The sequence below is a fragment of the Pseudomonas atagonensis genome, assembly GCF_011369485.1.
GTDB lineage: Bacteria > Pseudomonadota > Gammaproteobacteria > Pseudomonadales > Pseudomonadaceae > Aquipseudomonas > Aquipseudomonas atagonensis.
Map to the genome: position 1 here is coordinate 495,938 of NZ_VXCA01000025.1, position 26,031 is coordinate 521,968.

Annotated in this window: 26 protein-coding genes; 11 read left to right on the top strand and 15 right to left on the bottom strand. The window is 60.9% G+C overall.

Annotation, left to right across the window (positions count from 1 at the left end; translation table 11 throughout):
• Window positions 1-33: 33 nt before the first annotated feature.
• The gene (locus F2P67_RS17840) at window positions 34-750 is read right to left on the bottom strand and encodes a response regulator transcription factor (protein ID WP_166222080.1); all 717 of its coding nucleotides are present in this window, start codon (window positions 748-750) and stop codon (window positions 34-36) included.
• 168 nt (window positions 751-918) lie between these two features.
• Between F2P67_RS17840 and F2P67_RS17845 the strand changes: the two genes are divergently transcribed.
• Window positions 919-2,451 carry a sensor histidine kinase gene (locus F2P67_RS17845; protein WP_166222082.1) on the top strand — a complete coding sequence of 511 codons (1,533 nt, stop codon included), beginning with the start codon at window positions 919-921 and terminating at the stop codon, window positions 2,449-2,451.
• 168 nt (window positions 2,452-2,619) lie between these two features.
• On the opposite strand, the gene F2P67_RS17850 is transcribed toward F2P67_RS17845, so the two are convergent.
• The 4 genes from F2P67_RS17850 to glyQ form a co-directional block, all read right to left on the bottom strand.
• Entirely contained in the window at window positions 2,620-3,399 is a 780-nt protein-coding gene (locus tag F2P67_RS17850) for a lysophospholipid acyltransferase family protein (protein ID WP_166222084.1), read from the bottom strand.
• Between the two features lie 83 nt (window positions 3,400-3,482).
• Window positions 3,483-4,022, bottom strand: coding sequence for a D-glycero-beta-D-manno-heptose 1,7-bisphosphate 7-phosphatase (gene gmhB / locus F2P67_RS17855; RefSeq protein ID WP_166222086.1), 540 nt, complete (start codon window positions 4,020-4,022; stop codon window positions 3,483-3,485).
• Between the two features lie 4 nt (window positions 4,023-4,026).
• Window positions 4,027-6,081: a glycine--tRNA ligase subunit beta gene (gene glyS / locus F2P67_RS17860; protein WP_166222088.1), complete on the bottom strand. Its 2,055-nt coding sequence runs from the start codon at window positions 6,079-6,081 to the stop codon at window positions 4,027-4,029.
• Entirely contained in the window at window positions 6,078-7,031 is a 954-nt protein-coding gene (gene glyQ / locus F2P67_RS17865) for a glycine--tRNA ligase subunit alpha (RefSeq protein WP_166222090.1), read from the bottom strand. The genes glyS and glyQ overlap by 4 nt, the downstream gene beginning before the upstream one ends.
• A gap of 81 nt (window positions 7,032-7,112) precedes the next feature.
• Here glyQ and F2P67_RS17870 point away from each other — a divergent pair, with 81 nt between their 5' ends.
• From F2P67_RS17870 to F2P67_RS17880, 3 genes are all read left to right on the top strand, one after another.
• On the top strand, window positions 7,113-7,670 hold the full coding sequence (locus F2P67_RS17870; RefSeq protein ID WP_102902532.1) for a DNA-3-methyladenine glycosylase I: 558 nt from the start codon (window positions 7,113-7,115) through the stop codon (window positions 7,668-7,670).
• A 40-nt stretch (window positions 7,671-7,710) separates the two neighbouring features.
• Entirely contained in the window at window positions 7,711-8,598 is an 888-nt protein-coding gene (locus F2P67_RS17875; RefSeq protein WP_166222092.1) for a lysophospholipid acyltransferase, read from the top strand.
• An 82-nt stretch (window positions 8,599-8,680) separates the two neighbouring features.
• Window positions 8,681-8,920 carry a PilZ domain-containing protein gene (locus F2P67_RS17880; protein WP_166222094.1) on the top strand — a complete coding sequence of 80 codons (240 nt, stop codon included), beginning with the start codon at window positions 8,681-8,683 and terminating at the stop codon, window positions 8,918-8,920.
• A gap of 1 nt (window position 8,921) precedes the next feature.
• Here the strand turns inward: F2P67_RS17880 and F2P67_RS17885 are convergent, their stop codons facing one another.
• From F2P67_RS17885 to def, 5 genes are all read right to left on the bottom strand, one after another.
• A complete protein-coding gene (locus F2P67_RS17885) occupies window positions 8,922-9,236 on the bottom strand; it encodes a tetratricopeptide repeat protein (RefSeq protein ID WP_166222096.1) in 315 nt (104 codons plus the stop codon).
• 136 nt (window positions 9,237-9,372) lie between these two features.
• Window positions 9,373-10,749, bottom strand: coding sequence for a Trk system potassium transporter TrkA (gene trkA, locus F2P67_RS17890; protein WP_166222098.1), 1,377 nt, complete (start codon window positions 10,747-10,749; stop codon window positions 9,373-9,375).
• Window positions 10,750-10,771: 22 nt separating this feature from the next.
• A complete protein-coding gene (gene rsmB, locus F2P67_RS17895; RefSeq protein ID WP_166222099.1) occupies window positions 10,772-12,082 on the bottom strand; it encodes a 16S rRNA (cytosine(967)-C(5))-methyltransferase RsmB in 1,311 nt (436 codons plus the stop codon).
• Entirely contained in the window at window positions 12,079-13,038 is a 960-nt protein-coding gene (fmt, locus tag F2P67_RS17900) for a methionyl-tRNA formyltransferase (RefSeq protein WP_166222101.1), read from the bottom strand. The genes rsmB and fmt overlap by 4 nt, the downstream gene beginning before the upstream one ends.
• A 57-nt stretch (window positions 13,039-13,095) precedes the next feature.
• Window positions 13,096-13,602 (bottom strand): peptide deformylase, encoded by a 507-nt coding sequence (gene def, locus F2P67_RS17905; RefSeq protein WP_166222103.1) that lies wholly within the window; start codon window positions 13,600-13,602, stop codon window positions 13,096-13,098.
• A 182-nt stretch (window positions 13,603-13,784) separates the two neighbouring features.
• On the opposite strand from def, the gene F2P67_RS17910 reads away from it, so the two are divergent.
• The 3 genes from F2P67_RS17910 (at window position 13,785) to tsaC (ending at window position 16,604) form a co-directional block, all read left to right on the top strand.
• Window positions 13,785-14,810, top strand: a complete 1,026-nt coding sequence (locus F2P67_RS17910) for a LysM peptidoglycan-binding domain-containing protein (protein ID WP_166222105.1) — start codon at window positions 13,785-13,787, stop codon at window positions 14,808-14,810.
• An 80-nt stretch (window positions 14,811-14,890) separates the two neighbouring features.
• Window positions 14,891-15,991, top strand: a complete 1,101-nt coding sequence (gene dprA, locus F2P67_RS17915) for a DNA-processing protein DprA (protein ID WP_166222107.1) — start codon at window positions 14,891-14,893, stop codon at window positions 15,989-15,991.
• 55 nt (window positions 15,992-16,046) lie between these two features.
• Entirely contained in the window at window positions 16,047-16,604 is a 558-nt protein-coding gene (gene tsaC, locus F2P67_RS17920) for an L-threonylcarbamoyladenylate synthase type 1 TsaC (RefSeq protein WP_166222109.1), read from the top strand.
• Window positions 16,605-16,693: 89 nt separating this feature from the next.
• Here tsaC and F2P67_RS17925 read toward each other — a convergent pair whose 3' ends face one another.
• Window positions 16,694-17,671, bottom strand: coding sequence for an NADPH:quinone reductase (locus F2P67_RS17925; protein WP_166222111.1), 978 nt, complete (start codon window positions 17,669-17,671; stop codon window positions 16,694-16,696).
• Window positions 17,672-17,820: 149 nt separating this feature from the next.
• On the opposite strand from F2P67_RS17925, the gene hemF reads away from it, so the two are divergent.
• Both hemF and aroE read left to right on the top strand, forming a co-directional pair.
• On the top strand, window positions 17,821-18,735 hold the full coding sequence (gene hemF / locus F2P67_RS17930) for an oxygen-dependent coproporphyrinogen oxidase (protein WP_166222113.1): 915 nt from the start codon (window positions 17,821-17,823) through the stop codon (window positions 18,733-18,735).
• 9 nt (window positions 18,736-18,744) lie between these two features.
• Window positions 18,745-19,566, top strand: a complete 822-nt coding sequence (aroE, locus tag F2P67_RS17935; RefSeq protein WP_166222115.1) for a shikimate dehydrogenase — start codon at window positions 18,745-18,747, stop codon at window positions 19,564-19,566.
• Between the two features lie 90 nt (window positions 19,567-19,656).
• Here the strand turns inward: aroE and F2P67_RS17940 are convergent, their stop codons facing one another.
• The 3 genes from F2P67_RS17940 to betC form a co-directional block, all read right to left on the bottom strand.
• On the bottom strand, window positions 19,657-21,225 hold the full coding sequence (locus tag F2P67_RS17940; RefSeq protein WP_166222117.1) for a SulP family inorganic anion transporter: 1,569 nt from the start codon (window positions 21,223-21,225) through the stop codon (window positions 19,657-19,659).
• A gap of 211 nt (window positions 21,226-21,436) precedes the next feature.
• Window positions 21,437-22,357, bottom strand: a complete 921-nt coding sequence (choX, locus tag F2P67_RS17945) for a choline ABC transporter substrate-binding protein (RefSeq protein ID WP_166222119.1) — start codon at window positions 22,355-22,357, stop codon at window positions 21,437-21,439.
• 16 nt (window positions 22,358-22,373) lie between these two features.
• Window positions 22,374-23,888: a choline-sulfatase gene (betC, locus tag F2P67_RS17950; protein WP_166222121.1), complete on the bottom strand. Its 1,515-nt coding sequence runs from the start codon at window positions 23,886-23,888 to the stop codon at window positions 22,374-22,376.
• A gap of 114 nt (window positions 23,889-24,002) precedes the next feature.
• Here betC and F2P67_RS17955 point away from each other — a divergent pair, with 114 nt between their 5' ends.
• Window positions 24,003-24,953 carry a choline sulfate utilization transcriptional regulator gene (locus tag F2P67_RS17955; RefSeq protein WP_166222123.1) on the top strand — a complete coding sequence of 317 codons (951 nt, stop codon included), beginning with the start codon at window positions 24,003-24,005 and terminating at the stop codon, window positions 24,951-24,953.
• 4 nt (window positions 24,954-24,957) lie between these two features.
• Here F2P67_RS17955 and F2P67_RS17960 read toward each other — a convergent pair whose 3' ends face one another.
• Complete coding sequence (locus F2P67_RS17960) at window positions 24,958-25,620, bottom strand: NAD(P)-dependent oxidoreductase (protein WP_166222125.1); 663 nt, start codon at window positions 25,618-25,620, stop codon at window positions 24,958-24,960.
• Window positions 25,621-25,703: 83 nt separating this feature from the next.
• Here F2P67_RS17960 and F2P67_RS17965 point away from each other — a divergent pair, with 83 nt between their 5' ends.
• The gene (locus tag F2P67_RS17965; RefSeq protein ID WP_166222127.1) at window positions 25,704-26,030 is read left to right on the top strand and encodes a DOPA 4,5-dioxygenase family protein; all 327 of its coding nucleotides are present in this window, start codon (window positions 25,704-25,706) and stop codon (window positions 26,028-26,030) included.
• Window position 26,031: the final 1 nt, after the last annotated feature.

Below are 26,031 nucleotides of genomic sequence, written 5' to 3' on the forward strand. Positions count from 1 at the left end.
GCACAAGCGTTGGCCTTTTTTAATACCTGCGTTTCACTCCCCCGCCGCCACACTTTCCAACCGATAACCATATCCGTAAATCGTCAGCAACTGCCAACCCCGATCCGCCGTCAGCCCCAGCTTGTTGCGCAGGCGATAGATATGCGTATCCAGTGGCCTGGACGAGGCGACTTCTTCGTGTGGCCAGAAGCGCTCATACAGATATTCCCGCGACAGCGGCCGGCCGAGGTTGCTGAACAGACAGCGCGCCAGGCGATATTCACGTTCGGTCATGATGATCGCCTTGCCCTCGCGCGTGACGCTCAGTTCGGCATCATCAAACGTCAGATCATTAAAGCTCAGCACTTCAGTCGCAGCCGTTCGTGGCTGACTGTGTCGACGCAATACTGCAGCCACCCGCGCCTTCAGCTCATTCGGTCGAAACGGCTTGCTCACATAATCATCGGCCCCCGCATTTAACGCCTGAACAATATCGCTCTCGCCATCGCGACTGGTGAGCATGATCGCCGCCGGTGGTGCGTCCATGTGTTCGCGGGTCCAGCGCAGCAACGCCAGGCCGGTGAGGTCGGGCAATTGCCAGTCGAGGATCAGCAGGTCGAAGGTTTCCCGGCGCAGTTGCCGCAGCAGGTCTTCACCGCGCTCGAAGCTGTGCAGTGACCAGGGTTGTTCACCGGCTTCGGCCATCTGTTGCAGGGTTTGCTCGACCCGGCGCAGTTCGGCGGGTTCGTCGTCCAGTATCGCAACGCGCATACGCGATCATTCCTTGTTGCTTGGGCAGTTGGCCGACAACCTTAGTCGCTCGGCCTTAGCGATGAAAGTAAGCGGCCCGACGTTGGTCGGCGTCCGCTATGATTCTTCGGGTCTTTCCTCAGACCTTTGGCTCATGAAACCATTCACCCCACCCTGCCCACTTTTCCCATGACTGACCGCAGACGGCATGAAAGCCGGGAGCCGAGTCAGGTGCAGCGATTGTTTCGGCGATTGGTGCGCGAGTGGTTGTGGATAAGTCTAGTGCTGTTGCCGCTGACTGCGCTGTTGTCGTATCGCGCGCAGATCAATTTGCATGACCCGTCGCCGGGACTGGACTCGCTGCTGTCAGTGGTGCTGGTGGCTGGCGTACTTGGCCTGTTGTTGTGGCGCCCGCGATGGGCGCTTTGGGTCACGCTGGTCGGCATGGCTTGCGTGCTGCTCACCAGTGCCGGCCTCGCGGAGATGCGGCGCTGGTGGTCGCCGACGCCAGCCGTGCTGGGCATGCTGTTCGGTTATCTGATCTGGAACTGGCGGCGCCTCAGCGTCGTGCTGACCTACTTCGGCTGGGAACTGGCGCGACTGGATAACGAGCCGAAGGTTTTTCCCGAGCGTCGCCGTGCACAGTTCACCGGCGCGGATCGTTTGCAGGGGCAAATCATGGCGCTTGAACAAGCCATGAGCCGCACCCGCGATACCCGACGGTTCATTGCCGATGGCTTGGAATATCTGCCAGTCGCCACGCTGATCAGTGATCCCCGAGGGCAGATCCTGCTGGGCAATCGCAAGGCTCGCCAGTTATTCGCTAAACCGTTGGTGGGCGATGACGTTCTCGATCAACTGGCGGGGCTCGGCTATCCGGAGTTGTCCACAGATATTCGGCCAGCGCTGTCGGAACTGCCGTTGCTGGAGTTTCGCGACCTCAAGGAACGCAGCCTGCGCCTGGAGCGCGCGGCGTTGCTGCCAGTGGATGGCGACATGCCGATCGGCTGGCTGCTGAGCCTGACCGACCTCAGCGCCGAGCGCGCTGCCGAAGAACAGCGTGCGGTCTTGCTGCGGTTTCTTTCTCATGACCTGCGTGCACCCCATTCGGCGATCCTCGCCCTGCTCGACGTCCACCGAAATCAAGCCGGGGTTGATTCACCCTTGTTCGAGCAGATCGAACGGCAGGTGCGTCGGGCGCTGGATCTCACTGATGGGTTTGTTTTGCTGGCCAGAGCCGAATCCGAGGCCTACCGGTTTCAGCCGACACTGTTCGCAATGCTGGTGATGGATGTAGTGGATCAAGCCTTGCCCATCGCCCAGCAAAAGCGCATCGAATTGCTCAGCGACATGGATGAACAATCCCAGGAACGTCTGGTATCAGCCGATCAGGGCCTGCTGACCCGGGCGCTGTTCAACCTCTTGGAAAACGCGATCAAGTACAGCCCGGAAGGCACCACTATTGGCTTGAATGTGAGTTGTCACGAGGGCTGGTTGCGTTGCCGGTTGTTTGATCAGGGCAAGGGTATCGCCCCGCAGGAACTGCCTGATTTGTTCAGCCAGTACCGACGGTTCTCTTCGGCCCTGGGCATCGATGGCGTAGGCCTGGGACTGTCGATGGTCAAAGCCGTGGTTGATCGCCATGGCGGTCGGATCGAATGCCACAGCGTGGTTGATCAAGGCACCACGTTTATCCTCGAAATACCTTTGCTCGAGGAATGAACAGGCACAAAAAAACCGGCTATATGAGCCGGTTTTTTTACATCCAATAAAAACTTATGCACGTTTTTCGAGGTTTTATGAGCTTGAGAAATATATAAGTAAATCAATCACTTAATCTAAAGATTCAGGCCTTTTCAACAAAACCGTACACAGGTTATCCACAAAATCTCAGACAGCCACTTGATCACTTGCCGCCGGAGCTTGCGGAGCCGGTGGCAGTGAACCCATTGCTCGCTGAGCCTGCTCGTTCCAGGCCTGCACCCGGTCATTCAGATCAGCGATGGCGCGAGGGCCAGTGCCTTCGGCATACATCGGTTCACCGATGACTACAGTGATCACCCCAGACGTCTTGCCCCACCCGATTTTCGGCCAGAACTTGCCGGCATTGTGTGCAATTGGCAGTACCGGAAGCGCCGCATTCACCGCCAACGCGCTGCCGCTGCGGGAGAACTTGCCGATGGTGCCGTGAGGAACGCGGGTGCCTTCCGGGAAGATCAGCACCCAGACGTTGTCCTTGAGCAGCTCATCGCCTTTCGCGGCGACTTGCTTGAGCGCAGCTTTCGGGTTGTCGCGATCAATCGCGATCGGCCGCAGCATGGCCATGGCCCAGCCGAAGAACGGCACGTAGAGCAATTCGCGTTTGAGCACCTGGCTCAACGGCGAGAAATAAGCGGAGAGAAAGAACGTCTCCCAAGTGCTCTGGTGGTTCGACTGAATCACGCAGGGCCGGTCAGGCACGTTTTCCGCACCTTTTACTTCGTAACGGATACCGAGAAACACCTTGGTCAACCACAAGGCGCAACGGCACCAGTACACGTTGATAAAACGATAACGCGCCTTGAATGGCAGAAACGGCGCGATAAAAAAACTCAAGCTGCACCACAGCAGGGAAGTGGTGCCCAGCAGCAGGTAAAAGAGAAAAATTCTGATGGCCCGCAGTATCGACATAGTGACGTTTACCGTTACGGGGCAATGCCCGAGTGTTCAAGCGCACTCCCGATCAATCCCTGGTCAGGAACTTCAGAAGTACTCTAGTTGTGGATAAGTTCTGCGGCAATCGCCGCCAGATCGTCAAAAATCAGAGTGCCAACCGGCAGGGTTTTGCCCTGAGTCTTTGCGCCTTTCCCGGTCTTCACCAAAACTGGCTGTGAATCGACGGCTTTGGCGGCCTCCAGGTCACCAAGGCTGTCGCCGACGAACCAGACATTCGTCAGCGCCACGTTGTAATGCTGCGCGATGGTTTTCAACATCCCCGGTTTCGGCTTGCGGCAATCACAACCCTCGTCCGGCCCATGCGGGCAATACACGATCAGCCCGACTTCACCGCCCTGCTCCGCCACCAGTTCGCGCAGGCGCGCGTGCATGGCTTCGAGGGTGGCGAGGTCGTAGTAGCCGCGAGCAATGCCCGACTGGTTGGTGGCGACCGCCACCGTCCAGCCGGCCTTGCTCAACTGCGCAATCGCTTCGATCGAGCCGGGGAGCGGAATCCACTCTTCCACCGACTTGATGTAAGCGTCGGAGTCGTAATTGATCACTCCGTCCCGATCGAGAATCAGCAGTTTCAACAGCAATCCCTCAACCCAGCAGCGAAATGTCGGCAACACCGAGGAACAGGCCACGCAGACGCGCCAGCAGCGCGTAACGGTTGGCCCGCACATTGGCATCTTCGGCATTGACCATCACCGCGTCGAAGAACGCGTCGACCGGCTCGCGCAGAGCCGCCAGGCGTGCCAGCGACTCGTTGTACTGACGCGCTGCCGCCATCGGCTGCACAGCCTGATCCGCTTGCTGGATCGCCGAGTACAGCGAGAACTCGTTGGCGTTGTCGAAGTACTTGGCCTGAACGTCGGTCGGCACGGAGCCTTCGACTTTGCTCAGCAGGTTCGACACACGCTTGTTCACCGCCGCCAGCGCTGCCGCCTCCGGCAGTTTGCGGAAGGCCTGAACCGCTTGCACACGCTGGTCGAAGTCCAGCGCCGAACCTGGTTTCAGGGCACGAACCGACAGGTAAGTGGCGACATCGACGCCTTCGTCTTCGTAACGTGCACGCAGACGGTCGAAGATGAACTCCAGCACCGCGTCGTTCAGGCCGGCAGCCTTGACCTTGGCACCGAACGCATTCACGGCGAACGCAACGGCGTCGTTCAGGTCCAGATCGAGTTTCTTCTCGATCAGGATGCGCAGCACACCGAGTGCCGCACGGCGCAGGGCATACGGGTCTTTGCTGCCGGTCGGCAGCATGCCGATGCCGAAGATGCCGACCAGGGTGTCGAGCTTGTCGGCGATGGCCACGGCCGCACCGGTCAGGGTGGCAGGCAGTTCAGCGCCGGCACCGCGCGGCATGTACTGCTCGTTCAGCGCCAGAGCGACGTCTTCCGGCTCGCCGTCATTGAGGGCGTAGTAGTAACCGGCGACACCTTGCATCTCCGGGAACTCGCCGACCATTTCGGTGGCCAGGTCGCACTTGGACAGCAGGCCTGCGCGGGCAGCCCACGAAGCGTTGCCGCCGATGCGTGCGGCGATGTACGCGGCCAGTTTCGATACGCGCTCGGCCTTGTCGTAGACGCTGCCGAGTTTTTCCTGGAACACCACGTTCTGCAGGCGATCGTTGAACGCTTCGAGCTTCTGCTTCTTGTCCTGCTTGAAGAAGAATTCGGCGTCGGTCAGACGTGGGCGAACCACCTTCTCGTTACCGTCGATGATCTGCTGGGGGTCTTTGGATTCGATGTTGGCCACGGTGATGAAACGTGGCAGCAACTTGCCGTCGGCATCCAGCAGGCAGAAGTACTTCTGGTTGTCCTGCATGGTGGTGATCAATGCTTCTTGCGGCACGTCGAGGAAACGCTCCTCGAACGAGCACACCAGCGGCACCGGCCATTCGACCAGCGCGGTCACTTCGTCGAGCAGCGCCGGCGGCACGATCGCGGTGCCTTCCTGACGGGTCGCCAGCTCTTCGGTGCGCTTGCTGATGATCTCGCGACGCTCGTTGGCATCGGCCAGTACATAAGCGGCACGCAGGTCGGAGAGGTAGCTCGACGGCGAACCGATGCGCACGCTTTCCGGGTGATGGAAACGATGACCACGGGAATCACGGCCAGCCTTCTGCGCGAGGATCGTGCAGTCGATGACCTGGTCGCCGAGCAGCATCACCAGCCATTGGGTCGGACGCACGAACTCTTCCTTGCGCGCACCCCAACGCATGCGTTTCGGGATCGGCAGGTCGTTCAGCGAATCTTCAACGATGGTCGGCAGCAGGCTGGCGGTCGGCTTGCCGGCGATGTTCTGGCTGTAGCGCAGTTTCGGACCGCTCTGGTCGATTTCGCTCAGCTCGACGCCGCACTTCTTGGCAAAGCCCAGTGCCGCTTGGGTCGGGTTGCCTTCAGCGTCGAATGCCGCCTGACGTGGCGGCCCGTCGAGGTTGATGCTGCGATCCGGCTGCTGGGTGGCCAGCGCGGTGATCAGCACAGCCAGACGACGCGGCGCGGCATAGACGGTTTTGGTCTCGTAGCTCAGGCCAGCGGCTTGCAGGCCTTTGTCGATACCGGCGAGGAACGCTTCAGCCAGGGTGTTCAGGGCTTTGGGTGGCAGTTCTTCGGTGCCCAGTTCAACCAGAAAATCTTGCGCACTCATTGTGCTGCCTCCAGCTTGGCCAGTACTTCGTCACGCAGGTCCGGGGTCGCCATCGGGAAGCCCAGCTTGGCGCGAGCCAGCAGGTAGGCTTGGGCGACGGAACGCGCCAGCGTGCGAACGCGCAGAATGTATTGCTGACGCGCGGTCACCGAGATCGCCCGGCGTGCATCCAGCAGGTTGAAGGTGTGCGAGGCCTTCAGAACCATTTCATAGCTCGGCAACGGCAGCGGCTGGTCGAGTTCGATCAGGCGCTTGGCTTCGCTTTCATAGAAGTCGAACAGTTCGAACAGCTTGTCGACGTTGGCGTGTTCGAAGTTGTAAGTGGACTGCTCCACTTCGTTCTGGTGGAACACGTCGCCGTAGGTGACTTTGCCCATCGGGCCGTCAGCCCAGACCAGGTCGTAGACCGAATCCACGCCCTGCAGGTACATGGCCAGACGCTCGAGACCGTAGGTGATCTCGCCGGTTACCGGGTAGCACTCGATGCCGCCCGCCTGCTGGAAGTAAGTGAACTGCGTCACCTCCATACCGTTGAGCCAGACTTCCCAGCCCAGACCCCAGGCGCCGAGGGTCGGCGATTCCCAGTTGTCTTCGACGAAGCGGATGTCATGGACCAGCGGGTTCAGGCCGACATGCTTGAGGGAGCCCAGGTACAGTTCCTGGAAGTTGTCCGGGTTCGGCTTCAGGACTACCTGGAACTGGTAGTAGTGCTGCAGACGGTTCGGGTTTTCGCCGTAACGGCCGTCAGTCGGACGGCGGCTTGGCTGTACGTAAGCGGCGTTCCAGGTTTCCGGGCCGATGGCACGCAGGAATGTCGCGGTGTGGAAAGTGCCGGCGCCTACTTCCATATCGTAGGGCTGAAGTACCACACAACCTTGCTCGGCCCAGTATTGCTGGAGCGCGAGGATCAAGTCTTGGAAGGTACGCACGGCTGGCGTAGGCTGGCTCACGAAATTCACCTGTTTCTTGGGCTGCGATTTAAAGAGCGGGAGTATACCCGATTCAGTCGCACCTCCACCCCCTGGAGCCTTATGCCACGCTGCTTTTGGTGTACCGAAGATCCGCTGTACATGGCTTATCACGATCAGGAGTGGGGCACGCCGCTACGCGATGCGCAGGGTTTGTTCGAGTTGCTTTTGCTCGAAGGGTTCCAGGCCGGGCTGTCGTGGATCACCGTACTGCGTAAACGCGAGCGTTATCGCGAGGTGTTGTTCGGCTTCGACGTACAGCGCGTGGCGCAGATGAGCGACGCTGAAATCGACGAATTGATGCTCGATCCGGGGATCATCCGCAACCGCCTCAAACTCAATGCCGCCCGGCGTAATGCCCAGGCTTGGCTGGCCCTGGAGGATCCGGTGGCGTTCCTCTGGTCGTTCGTTAATGACCAACCGATCATCAATCACTTCAAGGATCGCAGCGAAGTGCCGGCGATCACCCCAGAAGCGCTGGCGATGAGCAAAGCCCTGAAAAAGGCCGGATTCACGTTCGTCGGCCCGACCATTTGCTACGCGCTAATGCAGGCCTCGGGCATGGTCATGGATCACACTCAGGACTGCGACCGCTACGCGCAGCTCGTCAACGGCGGTTAGAATGGCCGCCTCGCGCACCGCACAAGATCAGGAGTGACCTGTGGAAAAGTTTAAAGGCGCCTTGCTGGTAGGCGCTCTGCGGCTGTTTGCCCTGCTGCCTTGGCGGGCTGTGCAGGCCGTGGGTTCGGCGATTGGCTGGATCATGTGGAAAACCCCCAACCGCTCCCGCGACGTGGTGCGGATCAACCTCGCCAAGTGCTTTCCAAAGATGGATCCGGCGGAGCGCGAGCGTCTGGTCGGGCAGAGCCTGAAAGACATCGGCAAGTCGCTGACCGAAAGCGCTTGCGCGTGGATCTGGCCGGCCCAGCGTTCGATCGATCTGGTACGCGAAGTCGAAGGCCTCGACATCCTCAAGGATGCGTTGGCCTCGGGCAAAGGCGTGGTTGGTATCACCAGCCACCTTGGCAACTGGGAAGTGCTTAACCACTTCTATTGCAGCCAGTGCAAACCGATCATTTTCTATCGCCCGCCCAAGCTCAAGGCTGTGGATGAGTTGCTGCGCAAACAACGCGTGCAACTGGGCAACAAAGTCGCCGCCTCCACCAAGGAAGGCATCCTCAGTGTCATCAAGGAAGTGCGCAAAGGTGGTGCAGTGGGTATTCCCGCTGACCCGGAACCGGCCGAATCCGCCGGGATCTTCGTGCCGTTCTTCGCCACCCAGGCACTGACCAGCAAATTCGTGCCGAACATGCTCGCCGGTGGCAAAGCGGTCGGTGTATTCCTCCACGCACTGCGCCTGCCGGACGGTTCGGGTTACAAAGTGATACTCGAAGCCGCGCCAGAGGCCATGTACAGCACCGATACTGCCGAATCCTGCGCGGCGATGAGTAAAGTCGTCGAACGCTATGTCGCCGCGTATCCAAGCCAGTACATGTGGAGCATGAAGCGCTTCAAGAAACGCCCGCCGGGCGAAGAGCGCTGGTACTGAGCCGTTACGATGTGATTGGCATGATCTGTGGATAACCTCTTCGCCGGGGTTATCCACAACCGTTCATTCAAGGGCGCAGCAGATGTCCGAACACCGCAAGTCGTTTCGCATCAAGATCACCCACGACAGCTTCGGCGAATGCCTCGGGCAGACGCGCAATCTGTCGCCCACCGGGGTGTACGTGCAGCATCCACGTCTGGCGTCGTTGCCCAAGGGCGCGGTGGTTTATGGCCAGGTACAGGATTTACCCACAGGCGCGCCACGGGTGCGCATGGAAGTGGTGACGGTGGATGCCGACGGAATCGGTCTTCGCTACCTTTGATTTACTGCGCCTGACGCTCGAGCTTCTTCAGAAACACCGTCATTTCCTTTTCGGCCTGCTTGTCGCCATGGGCGCGGGCCGCTTCCAGCCCTTGTTCCCATGCCTGCCGTGCCGCGGCGTGATCGCCCAGCGCGAGTTGCGCCTTGCCCAACAGTTTCCACGCCGCCGAGTACTTCGGGTCGAAACCGATACAACGCTGGAAATGCTCGGCAGCCTTGGCGTTTTCGCCCAGATCCAGATAGCCCTTGCCGAGACCAAAGCGCAGCAGTGAGTTATCCACACCCTTGGCGAGCATTTTTTCCAGGGATTCGAGCATTGGTGGATTCCTTTCGGGGGAGTGTCAGCTGTTGATCGATTTTAGTGAGGCCGCCTTCGCGAGCAACGCTCCCACATCCCCCTGTGGGAGCGGGCTTGCCCGCAAAGAGGCCGTCACCGTCACTGAAAATTCCGGATCAGAAGAAGCTCAACCCCACATGGAACAGCTTCTCCACATCGCGAATATGCTTTTTATCCACAAGGAACAGAATCACATGGTCGCCCGCCTCGATGATGGTGTCGTCGTGGGCGATGATCACTTGTTCGTTGCGGATGATCGCGCCGATGGTGGTGCCCGGCGGCAGGCCGATTTTCTCGATCGGCTTGCCGATTACCTTGCTCGACTTCGCATCCCCGTGGGCAATCGCCTCGATGGCTTCCGCCGCGCCGCGTCGCAGTGAGTGCACGCTGACGATATCGCCACGCCGAACGTGGGCGAGCAAGGTGCCGATGGTCGCCAGTTGCGGGCTGATGGCGATGTCGATGTCGCCGCCCTGAATCAGATCGACATAGGCCGGGTTGTTGATGATCGTCATCACCTTCTTTGCCCCCAGCCGTTTGGCCAGCAACGACGACATGATGTTGGCTTCGTCATCGTTGGTCAGCGCGAGGAAAATGTCGGCGTCGGCGATGTTCTCTTCCAGCAGCAAGTCGCGATCCGAGGCGCTGCCCTGCAGCACCACGGTGCTGTCGAGGGTATCGGAGAGGTAGCGGCAGCGCGCCGGGTTCATCTCGATGATCTTCACCTGATAGCGGCTTTCGATGGCCTCGGCCAGACGCTCGCCGATCTGCCCGCCGCCGGCAATGACGATGCGTTTGTAGGTTTCGTCGAGGCGGCGCATTTCGCTCATCACTGCGCGAATATTCTCACGGGCGGCGATGAAGAAGACTTCGTCGTCGGCCTCGATCACCGTATCGCCCTGCGGCAGGATCGGCCGGTCACGACGGAAAATCGCGGCGACGCGGGTTTCGACATTCGGCATGTGTTCGCGCAACTGGCGCAGTTGCTGGCCCACCAATGGCCCGCCGTAATAGGCGCGCACCGCCACCAGTTGTGCCTGGCCTTCGGCGAAGTCGATCACCTGCAGCGCGCCGGGATACTGGATCAGGCGCTTGATGTAGTTGGTGACCACTTGTTCCGGGCTGATCAGCACGTCGACCGGAATCGCTTCGTTCTGGAACAGTTGCTCTTCGCGAGTCAGGTACGAGGCTTCGCGCACCCGGGCGATTTTCGTCGGCGTGTGGAACAGCGTATGGGCGACCTGGCAGGCGACCATGTTGGTTTCGTCGCTGTTGGTCACCGCCACCAGCATGTCGGCGTCGTCGGCACCGGCCTGACGCAGCACCGATGGCAGCGAGCCACGGCCCTGTACCGTACGGATATCGAGACGGTCGCCGAGATCGCGCAGACGTTCGCCGTCGGTGTCGACCACAGTGATGTCGTTGGCCTCGCTGGCCAGATGTTCCGCCAGCGAACCGCCGACCTGTCCCGCACCGAGGATGATGATTTTCATCCAGTCACTCCGTTGAATCCGTTTAGCCGCGCGCGGCAGCGATCTTGATCAGCTTGGCGTAGTAGAACCCGTCGTGCCCGCCCTGCCGGGCCAGCAATTGGCGACCGTGAGGCTGCTTGATCCCGGCGGCGGTGGCCAGATCCAGCTCCCGGGCACCCGGCGTACGCTCGAGGAACGCGGCAATCACCTCGGTGTTCTCGGTCGGCAATGTCGAGCAGGTGGCGTACAGCAGGATGCCGCCCACTTCGAGGGTTTTCCACATGGCGTCGAGCAGTTCGCCTTGCAGTTGCGCGAGGGCGACGATGTCGTCCGGCTGACGGGTCAGCTTGATGTCCGGGTGGCGGCGGATCACGCCGGTGGCCGAACATGGGGCGTCGAGCAGAATGCGCTGGAACGGGTTGCCGTCCCACCATTTCTCGGTATCCCGGCCGTCGGCGGCGATCAGTTCGGCGCTGAGGCCGAGGCGCTCAAGATTTTCTTTGACGCGCACCAGACGCTTGGCCTCCAGATCCACCGCCACTACAGCGGCCAGTGCCGGTTCGGCTTCGAGGATGTGGCAGGTCTTGCCGCCCGGTGCGCAGCAAGCGTCGAGCACGCGTTGGCCCGGCGCCAGATCGAGCAGGTCGGCGGCCAGTTGCGCGGCTTCGTCCTGCACACTGATCCAGCCTTCGGCGAAACCCGGCAGGCTGCGCACGTCGGCGGCGGCTTCGAGGATGATGCCGTCGCGGCTGAATTCGCACGGCGTCGCGGCAATCCCGGCCTCAGTCAGCAGGCCGAGGTAGGCGTCGCGGCTGTGATGACGGCGATTGACCCGCAGGATCATCGGCGGGTGGGCGTTGTTCGCTTCGCAGATAGCCTCCCACTGCTCCGGCCAGAACGCCTTGAGGGATTTCTGCAGCCAGCGCGGGTGGGCGGTGCGCACTACAGGATCGCGCTCCAGCTCGGCGAAAATCGTTTCGCTTTCGCGCTGGGCGTTGCGCAACACGGCGTTAAGCAGACCTTTGGCCCAGGGCTTTTTCAACTTGTCGGCGCAACCGACGGTTTCGCCGATGGCGGCGTGGGCCGGGACGCGGGTGTAGAGCAATTGGTAGAGACCGACCAGCAGCAACGCCTCGACATCGGCGTCGGCGGTCTTGAATGGTTTCTGCAGGAGTTTTTCCGCCAGCGCCGACAGACGTGGCTGCCAGCGTGCGGTGCCGAAGGCCAGATCCTGGGTGAAACCGCGATCACGATCCTCGACCTTGTCCAGTTGTGTCGGCAGAGAGCTGTTCAACGAGGCTTTGCCGCTGAGGACAGCGGCGAGTGCCTTGGCGGCGGCCAGACGCGGATTCATTGTGCGCCCACCACTGTGCCAAGCACGGTGCCGACAGCGAATTTCTCGCGACGGCTGTTTAACAGGTCGCTGAAGTTCAGTGCCTTGCCGCCAGGCAATTGCAGGCGGGTCAGGCACAGTGCCTGTTCGCCACAAGCGACGATCAGGCCGTCCTTGCTGGCGCTGAGGATGGTACCCGGCGCACCGCTGACATCGGCGATGGTAGCCGCCATCACTTTCAGTGCTTCACCGTTGAGGGTGCTGTGGGTGATCGGCCATGGGTTGAAGGCGCGCACCAGACGTTCCAGCTCGACGGCCGGACGGCTCCAGTCGATGCGGGCTTCGTCCTTGTTCAGTTTGTGCGCGTAGGTGGCGAGTTCGTCGTTCTGCACTTCGCCTTCCAGCGTGCCGGCCGCCAGACCGGCGATCGCTTGCACCACGGCCGGTGGGCCCATTTCAGCGAGGCGGTCGTGGAGGCTGCCGCCGGTGTCTTCAGCGCTGATCGGGGTCACGACCTTGAGCAGCATCGGCCCGGTGTCGAGGCCGGCTTCCATGCGCATCACGGTCACGCCGCTCTCGGCATCGCCGTGTTCCACCGCGCGCTGAATCGGCGCCGCACCGCGCCAGCGCGGCAGCAGGGAGGCGTGGCTGTTGATGCAGCCCAGACGCGGAATATCCAGCACCACTTGCGGCAGGATCAGGCCGTAGGCGACCACTACCATCAAGTCCGGCTTCAGTGCGGCCAGTTCGGCTTGAGCGTCAGCGTTGCGCAAAGTCGGCGGCTGCAACACCTGGATATTGTTTTCCAGCGCGAGTTGTTTGACCGGGCTCGGCATCAGTTTTTGCCCGCGACCGGCCGGACGATCCGGTTGCGTGTAGACCGCAACGATCTCGTAAGGGCTGCTCAACAGGGTCTTGAGGTGTTCGGCGGCGAATTCCGGGGTGCCGGCAAAAACGATGCGCAGTGGCTCAGTCATTCAGGGAGTCTCATAAAAAGAAAAAGGCTTGCCGCAGCAAGCCTTTGGAGAGGGGCATCAAGCGTTCTGGCGGTGTAGCTTTTCCAGTTTCTTCTTGATCCGGTCGCGTTTGAGCGTGGACAGGTAATCGACGAACAATTTGCCGTTGAGGTGGTCGCATTCGTGCTGGATGCACACCGCGAGCAGGCCTTCGGCGATCAGTTCATAGGGCTTGCCGTCGCGGTCCAGCGCCTTGATTTTGACCTTTTGCGGGCGGTCGACGTTTTCGTAGAAGCCCGGTACCGAGAGGCAACCTTCCTGGTATTGCTCCATTTCCTCGGTCAGCGATTCGAACTCGGGGTTGATGAACACCCGGGGTTCGGTGCGGTCTTCGGAAAGGTCCATCACGACGATACGTTTGTGCACGTTGACCTGGGTCGCGGCAAGGCCGATGCCCGGCGCTTCATACATTGTTTCAAACATGTCATCGACCAACTGACGCACTTCGTCGTCCACTACAGCCACAGGCTTGGCGATAGTACGCAGACGCGGGTCCGGGAATTCGAGGATGTTTAAAATGGCCATAGGCTTGATTGCTGCACGTGTTGAGTAAAGTCGGGTCGATGGCCTGGCAGGTCCGAAGATGCAGGCTACCGTTGTGAAGCGTAGCTTTTAATTTAGACCCTCTGCCTTTCATGACGAAACAGGGGCGAGCCACGGAGGCTCATACGATTCACGCGAATGCACATGATAAAGGGATTCACCGCATGAGGAAAACACTACTCGCCCTGCTGTTGCTGGCTGCTGCCGGCGCTGCGCAAGGGCAAGTGCAACTCAGGGAAGGTTTTCCACAGCAATACACGGTGGTTTCGGGGGACACACTCTGGGACATTTCCGGCAAATACCTGCGCGAGCCCTGGCAGTGGCCACAACTGTGGCGGGCCAATCCGCAAATTGAAAACCCCAACCTGATCTATCCCGGCGATACGCTGACCCTCAGTTACGTCAACGGCCAGCCACGCCTGACCCTCAATCGCGGCGAGTCGCGCGGCACGATCAAGCTCTCGCCCCGGATCCGTACCAGCCCGGTGGCCGAGGCGATTCCGAGCATTCCGCTGAAATCCATCAACAGCTTTCTGCTGAGCAACCGCATCGTCGACAAGGTCGAGGACTTCGACAAAGCGCCGTATATCGTCGCCGGCGATGCCGAGCGCGTGCTCAGCGGCACTGGCGACCGCATTTTTGCCCGTGGCCATTTCGACCCGGATCAACTGGTCTACGGCATCTTTCGTCAGGGCAAGGTCTACACCGACCCGCAGACGCGGGAGTTTCTCGGGATCAACGCCGATGACATCGGCGGCGGTGAAATCGTCGCCACCGAAGGCGATGTCGCCACCCTCGCCCTGCAACGCACGACCCAGGAAGTGCGCCTCGGCGATCGTTTGTTCAGCGGCGAAGAGCGTTCGATCAATTCGACCTTCATGCCCAGCGCGCCGACTACGGACATCAATGGCGTGATCATCGACGTCCCGCGCGGCGTTACCCAGATCGGTGTGATGGACGTGGTCACGCTGAACAAGGGCAAACGTGACGGGCTGGCCGAGGGCAACGTGCTGGTGGTGATGAAAACCGGCGAAACGGTGCGCGACCGGATAACCGGGCAACCGCTGAAGATTCCCGATGAACGCGCCGGGTTGCTGATGGTGTTCCGTACCTACGACAAACTCAGTTACGGCCTCGTGCTCAACGCGTCGCGCTCGCTGGCGGTGCTCGACAAGGTGCGAAATCCGTAAGCAAGCTTCACAAGTTACCAACAGAGTTATCCACAGCTTGTTCCGAAAGGTTCGGGGCTTATAACGATCAAGGATGATCCATGATGCTGTCTGTCTGTACGCCGGTTTCCCCTGCGGAACTGGAAGCGCGCTTGCGCCTGCACCGCTTGCCGGCAATCGGTCCGAAGCGCTTTGCCAAATTGCTCGAAGCCTTTGGCTCGGCATCCAAAGCCATCAGCGCGCCGGCGAGTGCCTGGCGCTCGCTTGGTTTACCGGCGGCCTCAGCCGAAGCACGGCGCTGCCCTGAAGTGCGTGACGGCGCCAGCCATGCAATGCGCTGGCTAGAGCGGCCGGATCAACATTTGCTGATGTGGGATCAGCCAGACTATCCCGCGCTGCTGGCGCAGATTCCGGATCCGCCACCGCTGTTGTTCGTGGCCGGTGATCCACTGATTCTGGAAAAACCGCAACTGGCGATGGTCGGCAGCCGCCGTGCATCGAGACCCGGCATGGACACCGCCGCCGCGTTTTCACGCAGCCTGGCCGGGGCCGGTTTTGTCATCACCAGCGGCCTCGCCCTGGGCATCGATGCTGCCGCGCATCAGGCCGCGCTGGACGTTGGCGGGCAAACCATCGGTGTGCTTGGCACCGGGCTGGAAAATTTTTATCCACAGCGCAACCGGCGGCTGGCCGACGCCATGATCGCGTCCGGCAGCGCGGTGCTTTCCGAGTTTCCGCTGGACGCCGGGCCGACCGCGAGCAACTTCCCGCGGCGCAACCGGATCATCAGCGGATTGTCCCTCGGCGTGCTGGTGGTTGAGGCGAGTGTCGCCAGTGGTTCACTCATCACCGCGCGGCTGGCGGCGGAACAGGGGCGTGAGGTTTATGCGATTCCGGGTTCGATTCATCACCCCGGTGCGCGCGGTTGTCACCAGTTGATTCGCGACGGCGCGGTGCTGGTGGAAACCATCGAGCACATCCTCGAAGCCCTGCGTGGGTGGCAGTATTTACCGCACGCCACTGACGCGCCGAACGCCGGGCATCCTTTGCTTGCCCTGCTCCACGCCGCGCCACACACCAGCGAGGGTTTGGCCGACAGCAGTGGCTGGGCGTTACCCAAAGTGCTGGCGGCGCTCACCGAACTGGAAATGGAGGGCCATGCGGTGTGCGAAAACGGCCGCTGGTTGGCCAGGACACGCTAGGTTTTACAAGGAAGATCGGTAAACTGCGCGAAACCTGATTGCGGAGATTTTTTTCATGGTCAACAGTTGGCGTGTGCAACAAGCCGCACGAGAGATTCGCGCCGGGGCGGTGATTGCCTATCCAACCGAAGCCGTTTGGGGGCTGGGTTGCGACCCGTGGAACGAAGAAGCGGTGGATCGTCTGTTGGCGATCAAGAATCGCTCGGTCGACAAGGGCCTGATTCTGGTGGCCGACAACATCCGCCAGTTCGATTTCCTGTTCGAAGACTTCCCGCAGGAGTGGATCGACCGCATGGCCAGCACCTGGCCGGGGCCGAATACCTGGCTGGTGCCGCATCAGAACCTGCTGCCGGAATGGGTCACCGGGGTGCACGACACGGTGGCGCTGCGGGTCAGTGATCATCCGCAGGTGAGGGATCTGTGCTCGATGGTCGGGCCGCTGATTTCGACCTCGGCCAACCCGCAAGGACGCCCGGCGGCGCGCACGCGGTTGCGTGTTGAACAGTATTTCCGCGGGCAGCTGGATCTGGTGCTGGGCGGGCAATTGGGCGGGCGCAAAAACCCGAGCCTGATTCGCGATCTGGCCACAGGCAACATCGTGCGCCCGGCTTGATACCGAGTTGCCTCATTCGCGAGCAAGCCCGCTCCCACCGGTTGAATGCATTCCAAATGTGGGAGCCGGCTTGCTCGCGAAGGGGCCGGTCAAGGCAACAGAATTGTTGACCCTGTCGTGCGTCGCGCCGACAACTCAGTCTGCGCCTTAGCCGCATCCGCCAGGGAATAGCGCTGGCTGATATCCACCTTGATCTTGCCGCTGATGATCATCTCGAACAGCTCATCGGCCATCCGTTGCAGGTTTTCGGCATTGTTGGCGTAGGTCGCCAGCGTCGGCCGGGTCACGTACAGCGAACCCTTCGCCGAGAGAATCCCCAGATTCACCCCGTCCACAGCACCTGAAGCATTACCAAAACTCACTACCAGACCACGCGGTGAAACGCTGTCGAGTGAAGTCACCCAGGTGTCTTTACCCACACCGTCGTACACCACCGGAACCTTCTTGCCATCGGTCAGCTCCAGCACGCGCTCGGCAACGTTTTCATGGCTGTAATCGATGGTCGCCCAGGCGCCGTTGGCCTTGGCCAGTTCGGCTTTTTCTTTGGAACTGACCGTGCCGATCAGTTTCACGCCCAGTGCCTTTGCCCATTGGCAGGCCAGCGAGCCGACGCCGCCGGCAGCGGCGTGGAACAGAATGGTTTCGCCGCCCTTCAATTCATAGGTCTGGCGCAACAGGTACTGCACGGTGAGCCCCTTGAGCATCACCCCCGCCGCCGTTTCGAAACTGATCTCGTCCGGCAGTTTGACCAGATTGGCCTCGGGCAGAACGTGCAGGTCGCTGTAGGCGCCCAACGGGCCACTGCCGTATGCCACGCGATCACCGACCTTGAACCGGGAGACTTCGCTGCCGACGGCGTCGACGATGCCCGCGCCTTCGGCACCGAGGCCAGATGGCAAGGCAGGCGGCGCATAGAGACCGCTGCGGTAATAGGTGTCGATGAAGTTCAGACCGATAGCTTTGTTGGCCACACGTACTTGATTGGGGCCGGGCGCTGCGGGTTGGTAGTCAACATATTCGAGCACTTCGGGACCGCCGTGGGCGCGGAACTGGATACGCTTTGCCATCTGCCTGCTCTCCTTGGGTCTTTTGCGAGGCTCCTATCCAACTCCCATGCTTGATCTTCGTCAACTGCGGCGCGCCGGCGTGCGGTGGTATGCTACGCGCCCATTTGCGTCGCCCGCCTGCGGGGCGCCGCCCGATTCAAGGTGAAGCCATGACGACCCGCACCGACGCCGTAAAGGCCTATCTGCTCGACCTGCAAGACCGCATCTGCGCCGTACTCGAACTCGAAGACGGCGGCACGCGCTTCGTCGAAGACGCCTGGACCCGGCCGGCCGGCGGTGGCGGTCGGACCCGGGTGATCGAGAACGGCACGGTGATTGAAAAGGGCGGCGTCAACTTTTCCCACGTCTTCGGCAGTGGCCTGCCACCGTCCGCCAGCGCCCATCGGCCGGAGCTGGCCGGGCGTGGTTTCGAAGCCCTTGGCGTGTCGCTGGTGATCCACCCGCACAACCCGCATGTGCCGACGTCCCACGCCAACGTGCGCTTTTTCATCGCCGAGAAGGAAGGTGAAGAGCCGGTCTGGTGGTTCGGCGGTGGTTTCGACCTGACCCCGTACTACGGCAACGAAGAAGACTGCATCCACTGGCACCGCGTCGCCGAGCAGGCCTGCGCGCCGTTCGGCCCGGACGTGTACCCGCGCTACAAGGCATGGTGCGACACCTACTTCCACATCAAGCATCGCCACGAGCCGCGCGGTATCGGTGGCCTGTTCTTCGATGACCTGAATGAGTGGGACTTCGACACCAGTTTCGCCTTCATGCGCGCCATCGGCGATGCCTACATCGACGCGTATCTGCCGATCGTGCAGCGCCGCAAGCACGATGCGTTCACTGCCAAGCAGCGCGAGTTCCAGGAGTTCCGCCGTGGCCGCTACGTCGAATTCAACCTGGTTTACGACCGAGGCACCTTGTTCGGCCTGCAATCGGGCGGGCGCACCGAGTCGATCCTTATGTCGCTGCCTCCGCAAGTGCGCTGGAGCTACGACTGGAAGGCTGAACCTGGCAGTGAAGAAGCGCGCCTGACCGAGTATTTCCTGCAAGACCGTGACTGGCTGGCCGAGGCCTGAGGACATCTGATGGATCGTTACGTCGTTTTCGGTAATCCGATTGGCCACAGCAAGTCGCCGATGATTCACAAGCTTTTCGCCGAGCAGACTGGCCAGCACCTCGACTACAGCACCTTGTTGGCGCCGCTCGACGACTTCGTCGGTTGCGCCACGGCGTTTTTCCGGGAAGGTCGCGGCGCCAACGTGACCGTGCCGTTCAAGGAAGACGCCTACCGCCTGGCCAACAGCCTGACCGCCCGGGCGCAGCGGGCCGGTGCGGTGAATACCTTGAGCAAACTGCCTGACGGCTCGCTGCTCGGCGACAACACCGATGGCGCCGGACTGGTGCGCGACCTGACGGTAAACGCCGGTTTCAGCCTGACCGGCAAACGCATCCTGTTGCTCGGCGCGGGTGGCGCGGTGCGTGGGGCACTGGAACCGTTGCTCGCGGAGAAGCCGGCCTCGGTGATCATCGCCAATCGCACGGTGGATAAAGCCGAGCTGCTGGCCGAACTGTTCTGCGACCTGGGGCCGGTGTCGGCCAGCGGTTTCGACTGGTTGCAGGAGCCGGTGGACTTGATCATCAACGCCACGTCTGCCAGCCTCACGGGCGATGTACCGCCGATTTCGCCGAGCCTGATCGAACCGGGTAAAACCCTGTGCTACGACATGATGTACGGCAAGGAACCGACGGCGTTCTGTCGTTGGGCCAGTGAGCAGGGTGCGGCGGTGTCGATGGATGGTTTGGGGATGCTGGCCGAGCAGGCGGCCGAGGCGTTTTACCTGTGGCGCGGAGTGCGTCCGGATACAGCGCCGGTTCTTGCAGAATTGCGTCGTCAGTTGAGCCTTTAAAAGCTTCGCGAGCAAGCCCGCTCCCACAGGTACAGCGGTGTCCCCGTGGGAGCGGGCTTGCTCGCGAATAGCTACACCGACAATGCCCGATCAGTCCTCGAACCGGATCGGGCACTTCTCCGGCCCTTCAAGCTTCCTCAATTCCTCGACCACCTGCGGCCGTGCCCGGCGCAGGGTCAGGCTGCGATCCTGGCGCAACAAGCGCCGCGCCTCCTGATGCAGCATCTCCACGCCGGAATAGTCGATGAAGTTGATCTGTTGCGCCTCGATCACCACCCGCGCGCCGTGCATCCGTTGCAGGCGCACTTGCAGGTAGTGGCTGGCGCCGAAAAAAATCGAGCCGCCGACCCGCAGCACATCGTCCTCGCCATCGCGCCAATGCTGCACCCGGGGTTGTGAAGTGCGCTTGAGGTAGAAAAACAACGACGCCAGCACCCCGGCGTAGATCGCCGTCTGCAACTCCAGCAGCAACGTCGCGAGGCAGGTCAGGCCCATCACCACGAACTCGGCACGGCTGACCCGCAGCAACGCGCGAATGCCGCGATGATCCACCAGTCCCCAGGCAATTAAGAGAATGCTGCCGGCCATGGCCGGGATCGGAATGTGTGCGATCAGCCCGGCACCGAAGATCGCGAACAACGCCACCCACAACGCCGAAAACACCCCGGCCAGCGGCGAACAGGCCCCGGCCTCGTAGCTCAGCCCGGAACGGGTGAACGATCCGGCCGACAGCGATCCGGAGAAGAACGCGCCGACGATATTCGACAGACCCTGCGCACGGACTTCCTGATTGGCATCGAGTAATTGCTGCGAGCGCGCGGCAATCGAACGGGCAATCGACAGGCTGGTGACCAGCCCGAGCATGCCAACCGCCACGGCGCTGGGCAGCAGGCGCAGGATCAGATCCAGATCCAGCGGCAAGGCACTGAACGGCGGCAAACGCCCGAAAAAAGCGCTGACCAGATGCACGTGGCCGAACATTGCCGGCCACAGCCACACCAGCAGACTGGCCAACACCAGGGTGATTAACAGGGTCGGCCAGCGTGGCAGCAATTGTTTGAGTACCACGCCCACCACCACCGTCGCGATGCCGAGCAGCACCGAAGGTTTATCCACTGCCCTGAGGTGTTGCAGCAGATCCATCAGGCTGGCCAGCGCTGTGGCTTTCGCGGGCAGTTCCAGCCCCAGCAAGTTCGGCAATTGCCCGATGGCAATCACCACCGCCGCGCCGAGGGTGAAACCGAGCACCACGGAATGCGAAACAAAATTCACCAGCGCACCGAAGCGCAGCAGGCCAAGCAACCACTGAAATATTCCTGCGAGGAAGGTCAACAGCAGAATCAAGGTGATGTAGTCCTGCGATGCAGGGACAGCCAAGGGGCTGACGCTGGCGTACAAGACAATCGAAATCGCCGCCGTCGGGCCGCAGATCAGGTGCCACGATGAACCCCACAGGCAGGCGATGAGCACCGGAATGATCGCAGCGTAGAGGCCGTATTCGGGTGGCAGACCGGCGATCAGCGCGTAGGCAATCGACTGGGGTAACGCGAGAATCGCACCGCTGAGGCCGACGATCAGATCCCGTCCGACGCTGGCGCGGGTTTGCCGCGGGAGCCAAGTGAGGAAGGGCAGCAGTGAGCGACGACTGGGGAAGGCCATGGGTTCTCGCGGTTGGGGTTTTGCACAAGCCTATCAGGACACAGCAAGCATTGTGGCGAGGGGATTTATCCCCGTTCGGCTGCGAAGCAGTCGCAAAACCATCGCATTCGGTTTACCTGATACAGCGTGAATACTGGATTTGGGGCCGCTTCGCAGCCCAACGGGGATAAATCCCCTCGCCACAGGGAAGTGCGTCAACAGTTGGATAGCATTACAGCTTGGCTTTTACTGCCGCCAACGCATCCTGCCCGTCAGCCGTCTTCACGCCATCCAGCCACTTGTCCAGCACCGCCGGATTCGCCTTGATCCACGCCTTCACCGCCTCCGCATTGCTGACCTTCTTGTTCACCACCTCGGCCATGATGCTGTTCTCCATCTCCTGAGTGAACGAAAGGTTGGTCAACAATTTACCCACGTTCGGGCACGCCTCGGCGTAACCCTTGCGGGTCAGGGTGTAGACGCTGCCGGTGTCGCCGAAGTATTTCTCGCCACCCTTCAGGTAATGCATTTTCAGCTGCACGTTCATCGGGTGCGGCGTCCAGCCGAGGAAGGTGACGAATTTCTGTTTCTTCACCGCCCGCGATACCTCGGCGAGCATCGCCTGTTCGCTGGACTCGATCAGTTTCCACTGACCCATGTCGAAGTCGTTTTTCTTGATGATTTCCTGCAAGGAGATGTTCGCCGGTGCACCCGAGCCGATGCCGTAGATCTTGCGCTCGAACTTGTCGGCGTATTTGTTCAGGTCGGCAAAGTCATGCACGCCTGCATCCCACACGTAATCCGGCACCGCCAGAGTGAATTCGGTGCCGTCGAGGTTTTTCGCCAGTTGCGTGACATCACCGGTGGCGACGAACTTGTCGTAGAAGCCTTGTTGCGCCGGCATCCAGTTGCCGAGGAACACATCGACCTGACCGTCCTTCAAACCCCCGAAGGTGATCGGCACCGCGAGGGTGTCGACCTTGGCCTTGTAGCCCATGCCGTCCAGCAGAAACCCGGCAATGGCGTTGGTCGCGGCAATGTCGCTCCAGCCGGGGTCGGCCATTTTCACGGTCTCGCAGCTTTGCTCGGCGAACGCCGAAGCACTGCCCAGAGCCAGCAGGCTGACCGTCAGAACTGTGGATAACTTGCGCATGGACTTCCCCTTAACATTATTGGTTTTGGCAGGGTTGTGGATAACGGGCCTTGCGTTCCAGATCATCGAGGTCGATGTGGTTGCGCATGTACTGCTGACTGGCGTCCACCAGCGGCTGGTGATCCCAGCTCTTCAGCTTGCCGATCGTTAACGCGTCGGCGACAAAACGACGGCGGCGCTGGCTGGCCAACACATCGCGGTGGATCGCCGGAATATCCCACTTGGCCCGTGCTTCGGCGAGAAAATCGGCAAATAGTTGGCGATGTTGTGGCGATTGGCTGAGTTCTTCCAGTTCTCGCGGATCGTTGGCTACGTCAAAGAGCAGACAAGGGTCGCTTTCACTGTAGATAAATTTGAAGACGCCGCGACGGATCATCATCAACGGGCTGATCGTGCCCTCGGCCATGTATTCGCCGAAGACCTCGTCGTGGCCGCCCTGCCCTTGCAGATGCGGCACCAGGGAACGGCCATCCAGCGGCAGGCCTGGCTCCAGGGTGCCGCCGGCCAGTTCGACGAAAGTGGGCAACAGGTCGGCGGTGGACACAGCCGCGCTGACCCTGTTCGCACTGAATTGCCCCGGCGCACTGATCAGCAGCGGCACGCGGGCAGCCATTTCAAACCAGTGCATTTTGTACCAGAGTCCTTTCTCGCCGAGCATGTCGCCGTGGTCGCCGGAGAACACGATGATGGTGTCGTCGATGAGTCCGGTTTCTTCGAGGGTTTGCAGGAGTTTGCCGACGTTGGCGTCGATATAACTACATGCTCCGAAGTACGCGCGGCGCGCATCACGGATCTTATCCACAGGCAGCGGCTTGTCCCACAGGTCGTAGACCTTTAGCAGGCGCTGCGAGTGTGGATCGAGTTCGTGTTGATCCGGGGTTGTCGGAAGCGGGATATCGGCATCGTCGTACAGATCCCAAAAGGCCTTGGGAATCGTGTACGGATCGTGCGGATGCGTCATCGACACGGTCAGGCAAAACGGCTGATCGCCGTCCTCGCGGATGTGATCGAACAGGTATTGCTGCGCTTTGAACACCACTTCTTCGTCGAAATCGAGCTGATTGGTGCGCACGCATGGCCCGGCTTGCAGCACCGAAGACATGTTGTGATACCAGGTCGGCCGCACATCGGGCTCATCCCAGTTCACCGCCCAACCGTAGTCGGCGGGATAGATGTCACTGGTCAGGCGTTCTTCATAGCCGTGCAACTGGTCCGGGCCGCAGAAATGCATCTTGCCCGACAGTGCGGTGCGGTAGCCGAGGCGCCGCAAGTAATGGGCGTAGGTCGGAATATCGGCGGGGAAATCCGCAGCGTTATCGTAGGCGCCGATCTTGCTCGGCAACTGGCCGCTGACCAGGGTGAAACGCGACGGTGCGCACAACGGGCTGTTGCAGTAAGCGGCGTCGAACACTACGCCTTGGGCGGCGAGGCGGCTGAGATTCGGCAGTTTGATCGGCGACGGGCCGTAGAGCGGCAACATTGGCGCGGCCATCTGATCGGCCATGATGAAAAGAATATTCTTGCGCTTCATGTGATCGCGGCATTCCATAGTGAATATTTATGCGACATTGCTGCGATCGAGCATGGAGTCCATGCTGTGTCCGGTAAAGCCCGCGCCGGACAATGACTAGGATAAGCACAGCTTATGTATGAAGCCCTGGGTGACCTGTCGCTCGACTTGCTTCGCGCCTTCGAGGCTGCCGCCCGCCATCGCAGTTTCACTGCGGCGGCGGTGGAGCTTGGCACCACGCAACCGGCGATCAGTCAGCAGATCAAACGGCTGGAGGAACAGCTCGGCACGCGCCTGTTTGATCGCATCTACAGGGGCATTGAGCTGACTGAGGTCGGCGTCATCCTGTTCGAGCAAGTTACGCTTGGTTTGCAGAATATCGACGCAGGATTGAGCGCGATCAGCGCGCAACAGCAGCATGAAGTGCTGCAAGTCGCCACCGATTTCGCCTTCGCCGCCTATTGGCTGATGCCGCGCCTGCACCGTTTTCACGAAGCCAATCCGCAGGTCGATGTCAGCCTGGTCACCAGTGAGCGCAATCACAACATGCTGCGCACTGACATTGACGTGGCCATCCTGTTCGGCGACGGGCGTTTCAAACAAGGCGAAAGCCATTGGCTGTTCAGCGAAGAAGTGTTCCCGGTGTGCAGCCCGCAACTGCTCAAAAATCGCTCAGCGCCCCTGCCTGCTCAGGCCTTGCTGGAGTTTCCGTTGCTGCATCTGCGTGGTGAGAACAGCAGCAACTGGTTCGACTGGAGCGGCTTGTTCCGCGAACTGGGCATCACCACCCCGCCAGCTCCGGGACAATTGCGCTTCGACAATTACACGCTGTTGATTCAAGCGGCGATTGGCGGTCAGGGCGTGGCGATTGGCTGGCGGCACCTTGTGGATAACTTGTTGAGCCAGGGTTTGTTATGTCGGCCCATTGCCGAAACCACCCTGTCACGCCTCGGTTATTACGTGGTGCTGCCGCAACGCAAACGGCGCGGTGCACTGATTCAGCAGTTCGTCGATTGGTTGATGGCGGAACAGGCCGGCAGCGCCGAATCCCTTGCCGGGCTGCCGTTACCATCGATTGCGCTGTGAGCGCTCAGTCGCCTGCGGCGACAAAATTCACGTGTTCACCGACATGCAGATTCAAGCGCAGCTCATCGGCAATCCCCACCGCCACGCGATTCAAGCGCTCCAGCGGTTCGGCCAGACCCGGTTCGAGCGTGTTGCCGACCTGGCTGAAATGTTCAATGGTCAAACCGGCAACCCCGCGCGGTGCGTTGACCAGCGTCCAGTGCAACGGACTGCTTTGCAGGGCTTCGCGAATTTCCTCGGCGGCGTGGCGTTGCAGGCGATCTTCCACATCCGGCTCGTCGAGCACGGCAAAATCACCGACCAGAAACAACCGCGAGACGTTGGCTGCCTGCAGACCATCGACCAATGAATCGACCGCCAGCACCTGCTCGACCGGCCCGAGCAACACCGAACGTTCGACATGATCGCTGCTGAAGGGCAAGCCCGGCGCGTCGAGCAGGCAGATCACCGCCGAACTGCCGGCTACGCTTTGATTGACCCGCTCGGAGTCGAACAGGTCGCCGCTTTTGGTGCGCAGGCCCGGACGCGGGGCGAGCACATTCAAATCATCCAGTATCGCGATCACTTCGTGCTGACGGCGCAACAGTTCAGCCATCAACGCGCTGCCCAGGCTACTCATGGCACCATAGAGCACCACTTTTACCGCCGGGGTTTCGGCATTTTTCATGGCTGAGCCCTTTTGTTTTCCCTTGTATGGCGTGTGACATACGGGCAACGCCGAGGGTTCGAACCGATTTTCGAGGCTTTCAGATGCAAGCGATCAAGGGCTATCACGCCCACGTTTATTTCGATGCCGGCACCATTGAACAGGCGCGGGCCTTGTGTGAGCAGGCCGCACAATTGTTTCCGTTGAAGATGGGCCGCGTTCATGAGCGCCCGGTCGGCCCGCACCCGGACTGGAGCTGCCAATTGGCCTTCGGCCCGGAGCTGATCGGCGACGTGTTGCCGTGGCTGGCGCTCAATCGCAACGGCCTGGTAGTGTTTCTGCACCCGGACACGGGCGATGACTTGCTCGACCACACCGAGCACGCGATCTGGATGGGCGCGATGCGGCCGCTGGATTTGTCTATTTTTTGAT

What these genes read in the sequence shown, in the direction of transcription:
- F2P67_RS17840 (WP_166222080.1), bottom strand. Translation starts at nt 750, where the DNA reads ATGCGCGTTGCGATACTGGACGACGAACCCGCCGAACTGCGCCGGGTC.
- F2P67_RS17845 (WP_166222082.1), top strand. Translation starts at nt 919, where the DNA reads ATGACTGACCGCAGACGGCATGAAAGCCGGGAGCCGAGTCAGGTGCAG.
- F2P67_RS17850 (WP_166222084.1), bottom strand. Translation starts at nt 3,399, where the DNA reads ATGTCGATACTGCGGGCCATCAGAATTTTTCTCTTTTACCTGCTGCTG.
- glyS (WP_166222088.1), bottom strand. Translation starts at nt 6,081, where the DNA reads ATGAGTGCGCAAGATTTTCTGGTTGAACTGGGCACCGAAGAACTGCCA.
- F2P67_RS17870 (WP_102902532.1), top strand. Translation starts at nt 7,113, where the DNA reads ATGCCACGCTGCTTTTGGTGTACCGAAGATCCGCTGTACATGGCTTAT.
- F2P67_RS17880 (WP_166222094.1), top strand. Translation starts at nt 8,681, where the DNA reads ATGTCCGAACACCGCAAGTCGTTTCGCATCAAGATCACCCACGACAGC.
- F2P67_RS17885 (WP_166222096.1), bottom strand. Translation starts at nt 9,236, where the DNA reads ATGCTCGAATCCCTGGAAAAAATGCTCGCCAAGGGTGTGGATAACTCA.
- trkA (WP_166222098.1), bottom strand. Translation starts at nt 10,749, where the DNA reads ATGAAAATCATCATCCTCGGTGCGGGACAGGTCGGCGGTTCGCTGGCG.
- rsmB (WP_166222099.1), bottom strand. Translation starts at nt 12,082, where the DNA reads ATGAATCCGCGTCTGGCCGCCGCCAAGGCACTCGCCGCTGTCCTCAGC.
- fmt (WP_166222101.1), bottom strand. Translation starts at nt 13,038, where the DNA reads ATGACTGAGCCACTGCGCATCGTTTTTGCCGGCACCCCGGAATTCGCC.
- def (WP_166222103.1), bottom strand. Translation starts at nt 13,602, where the DNA reads ATGGCCATTTTAAACATCCTCGAATTCCCGGACCCGCGTCTGCGTACT.
- F2P67_RS17910 (WP_166222105.1), top strand. Translation starts at nt 13,785, where the DNA reads ATGAGGAAAACACTACTCGCCCTGCTGTTGCTGGCTGCTGCCGGCGCT.
- dprA (WP_166222107.1), top strand. Translation starts at nt 14,891, where the DNA reads ATGATGCTGTCTGTCTGTACGCCGGTTTCCCCTGCGGAACTGGAAGCG.
- tsaC (WP_166222109.1), top strand. Translation starts at nt 16,047, where the DNA reads ATGGTCAACAGTTGGCGTGTGCAACAAGCCGCACGAGAGATTCGCGCC.
- F2P67_RS17925 (WP_166222111.1), bottom strand. Translation starts at nt 17,671, where the DNA reads ATGGCAAAGCGTATCCAGTTCCGCGCCCACGGCGGTCCCGAAGTGCTC.
- hemF (WP_166222113.1), top strand. Translation starts at nt 17,821, where the DNA reads ATGACGACCCGCACCGACGCCGTAAAGGCCTATCTGCTCGACCTGCAA.
- aroE (WP_166222115.1), top strand. Translation starts at nt 18,745, where the DNA reads ATGGATCGTTACGTCGTTTTCGGTAATCCGATTGGCCACAGCAAGTCG.
- F2P67_RS17940 (WP_166222117.1), bottom strand. Translation starts at nt 21,225, where the DNA reads ATGGCCTTCCCCAGTCGTCGCTCACTGCTGCCCTTCCTCACTTGGCTC.
- choX (WP_166222119.1), bottom strand. Translation starts at nt 22,357, where the DNA reads ATGCGCAAGTTATCCACAGTTCTGACGGTCAGCCTGCTGGCTCTGGGC.
- betC (WP_166222121.1), bottom strand. Translation starts at nt 23,888, where the DNA reads ATGAAGCGCAAGAATATTCTTTTCATCATGGCCGATCAGATGGCCGCG.
- F2P67_RS17955 (WP_166222123.1), top strand. Translation starts at nt 24,003, where the DNA reads ATGTATGAAGCCCTGGGTGACCTGTCGCTCGACTTGCTTCGCGCCTTC.
- F2P67_RS17960 (WP_166222125.1), bottom strand. Translation starts at nt 25,620, where the DNA reads ATGAAAAATGCCGAAACCCCGGCGGTAAAAGTGGTGCTCTATGGTGCC.
- F2P67_RS17965 (WP_166222127.1), top strand. Translation starts at nt 25,704, where the DNA reads ATGCAAGCGATCAAGGGCTATCACGCCCACGTTTATTTCGATGCCGGC.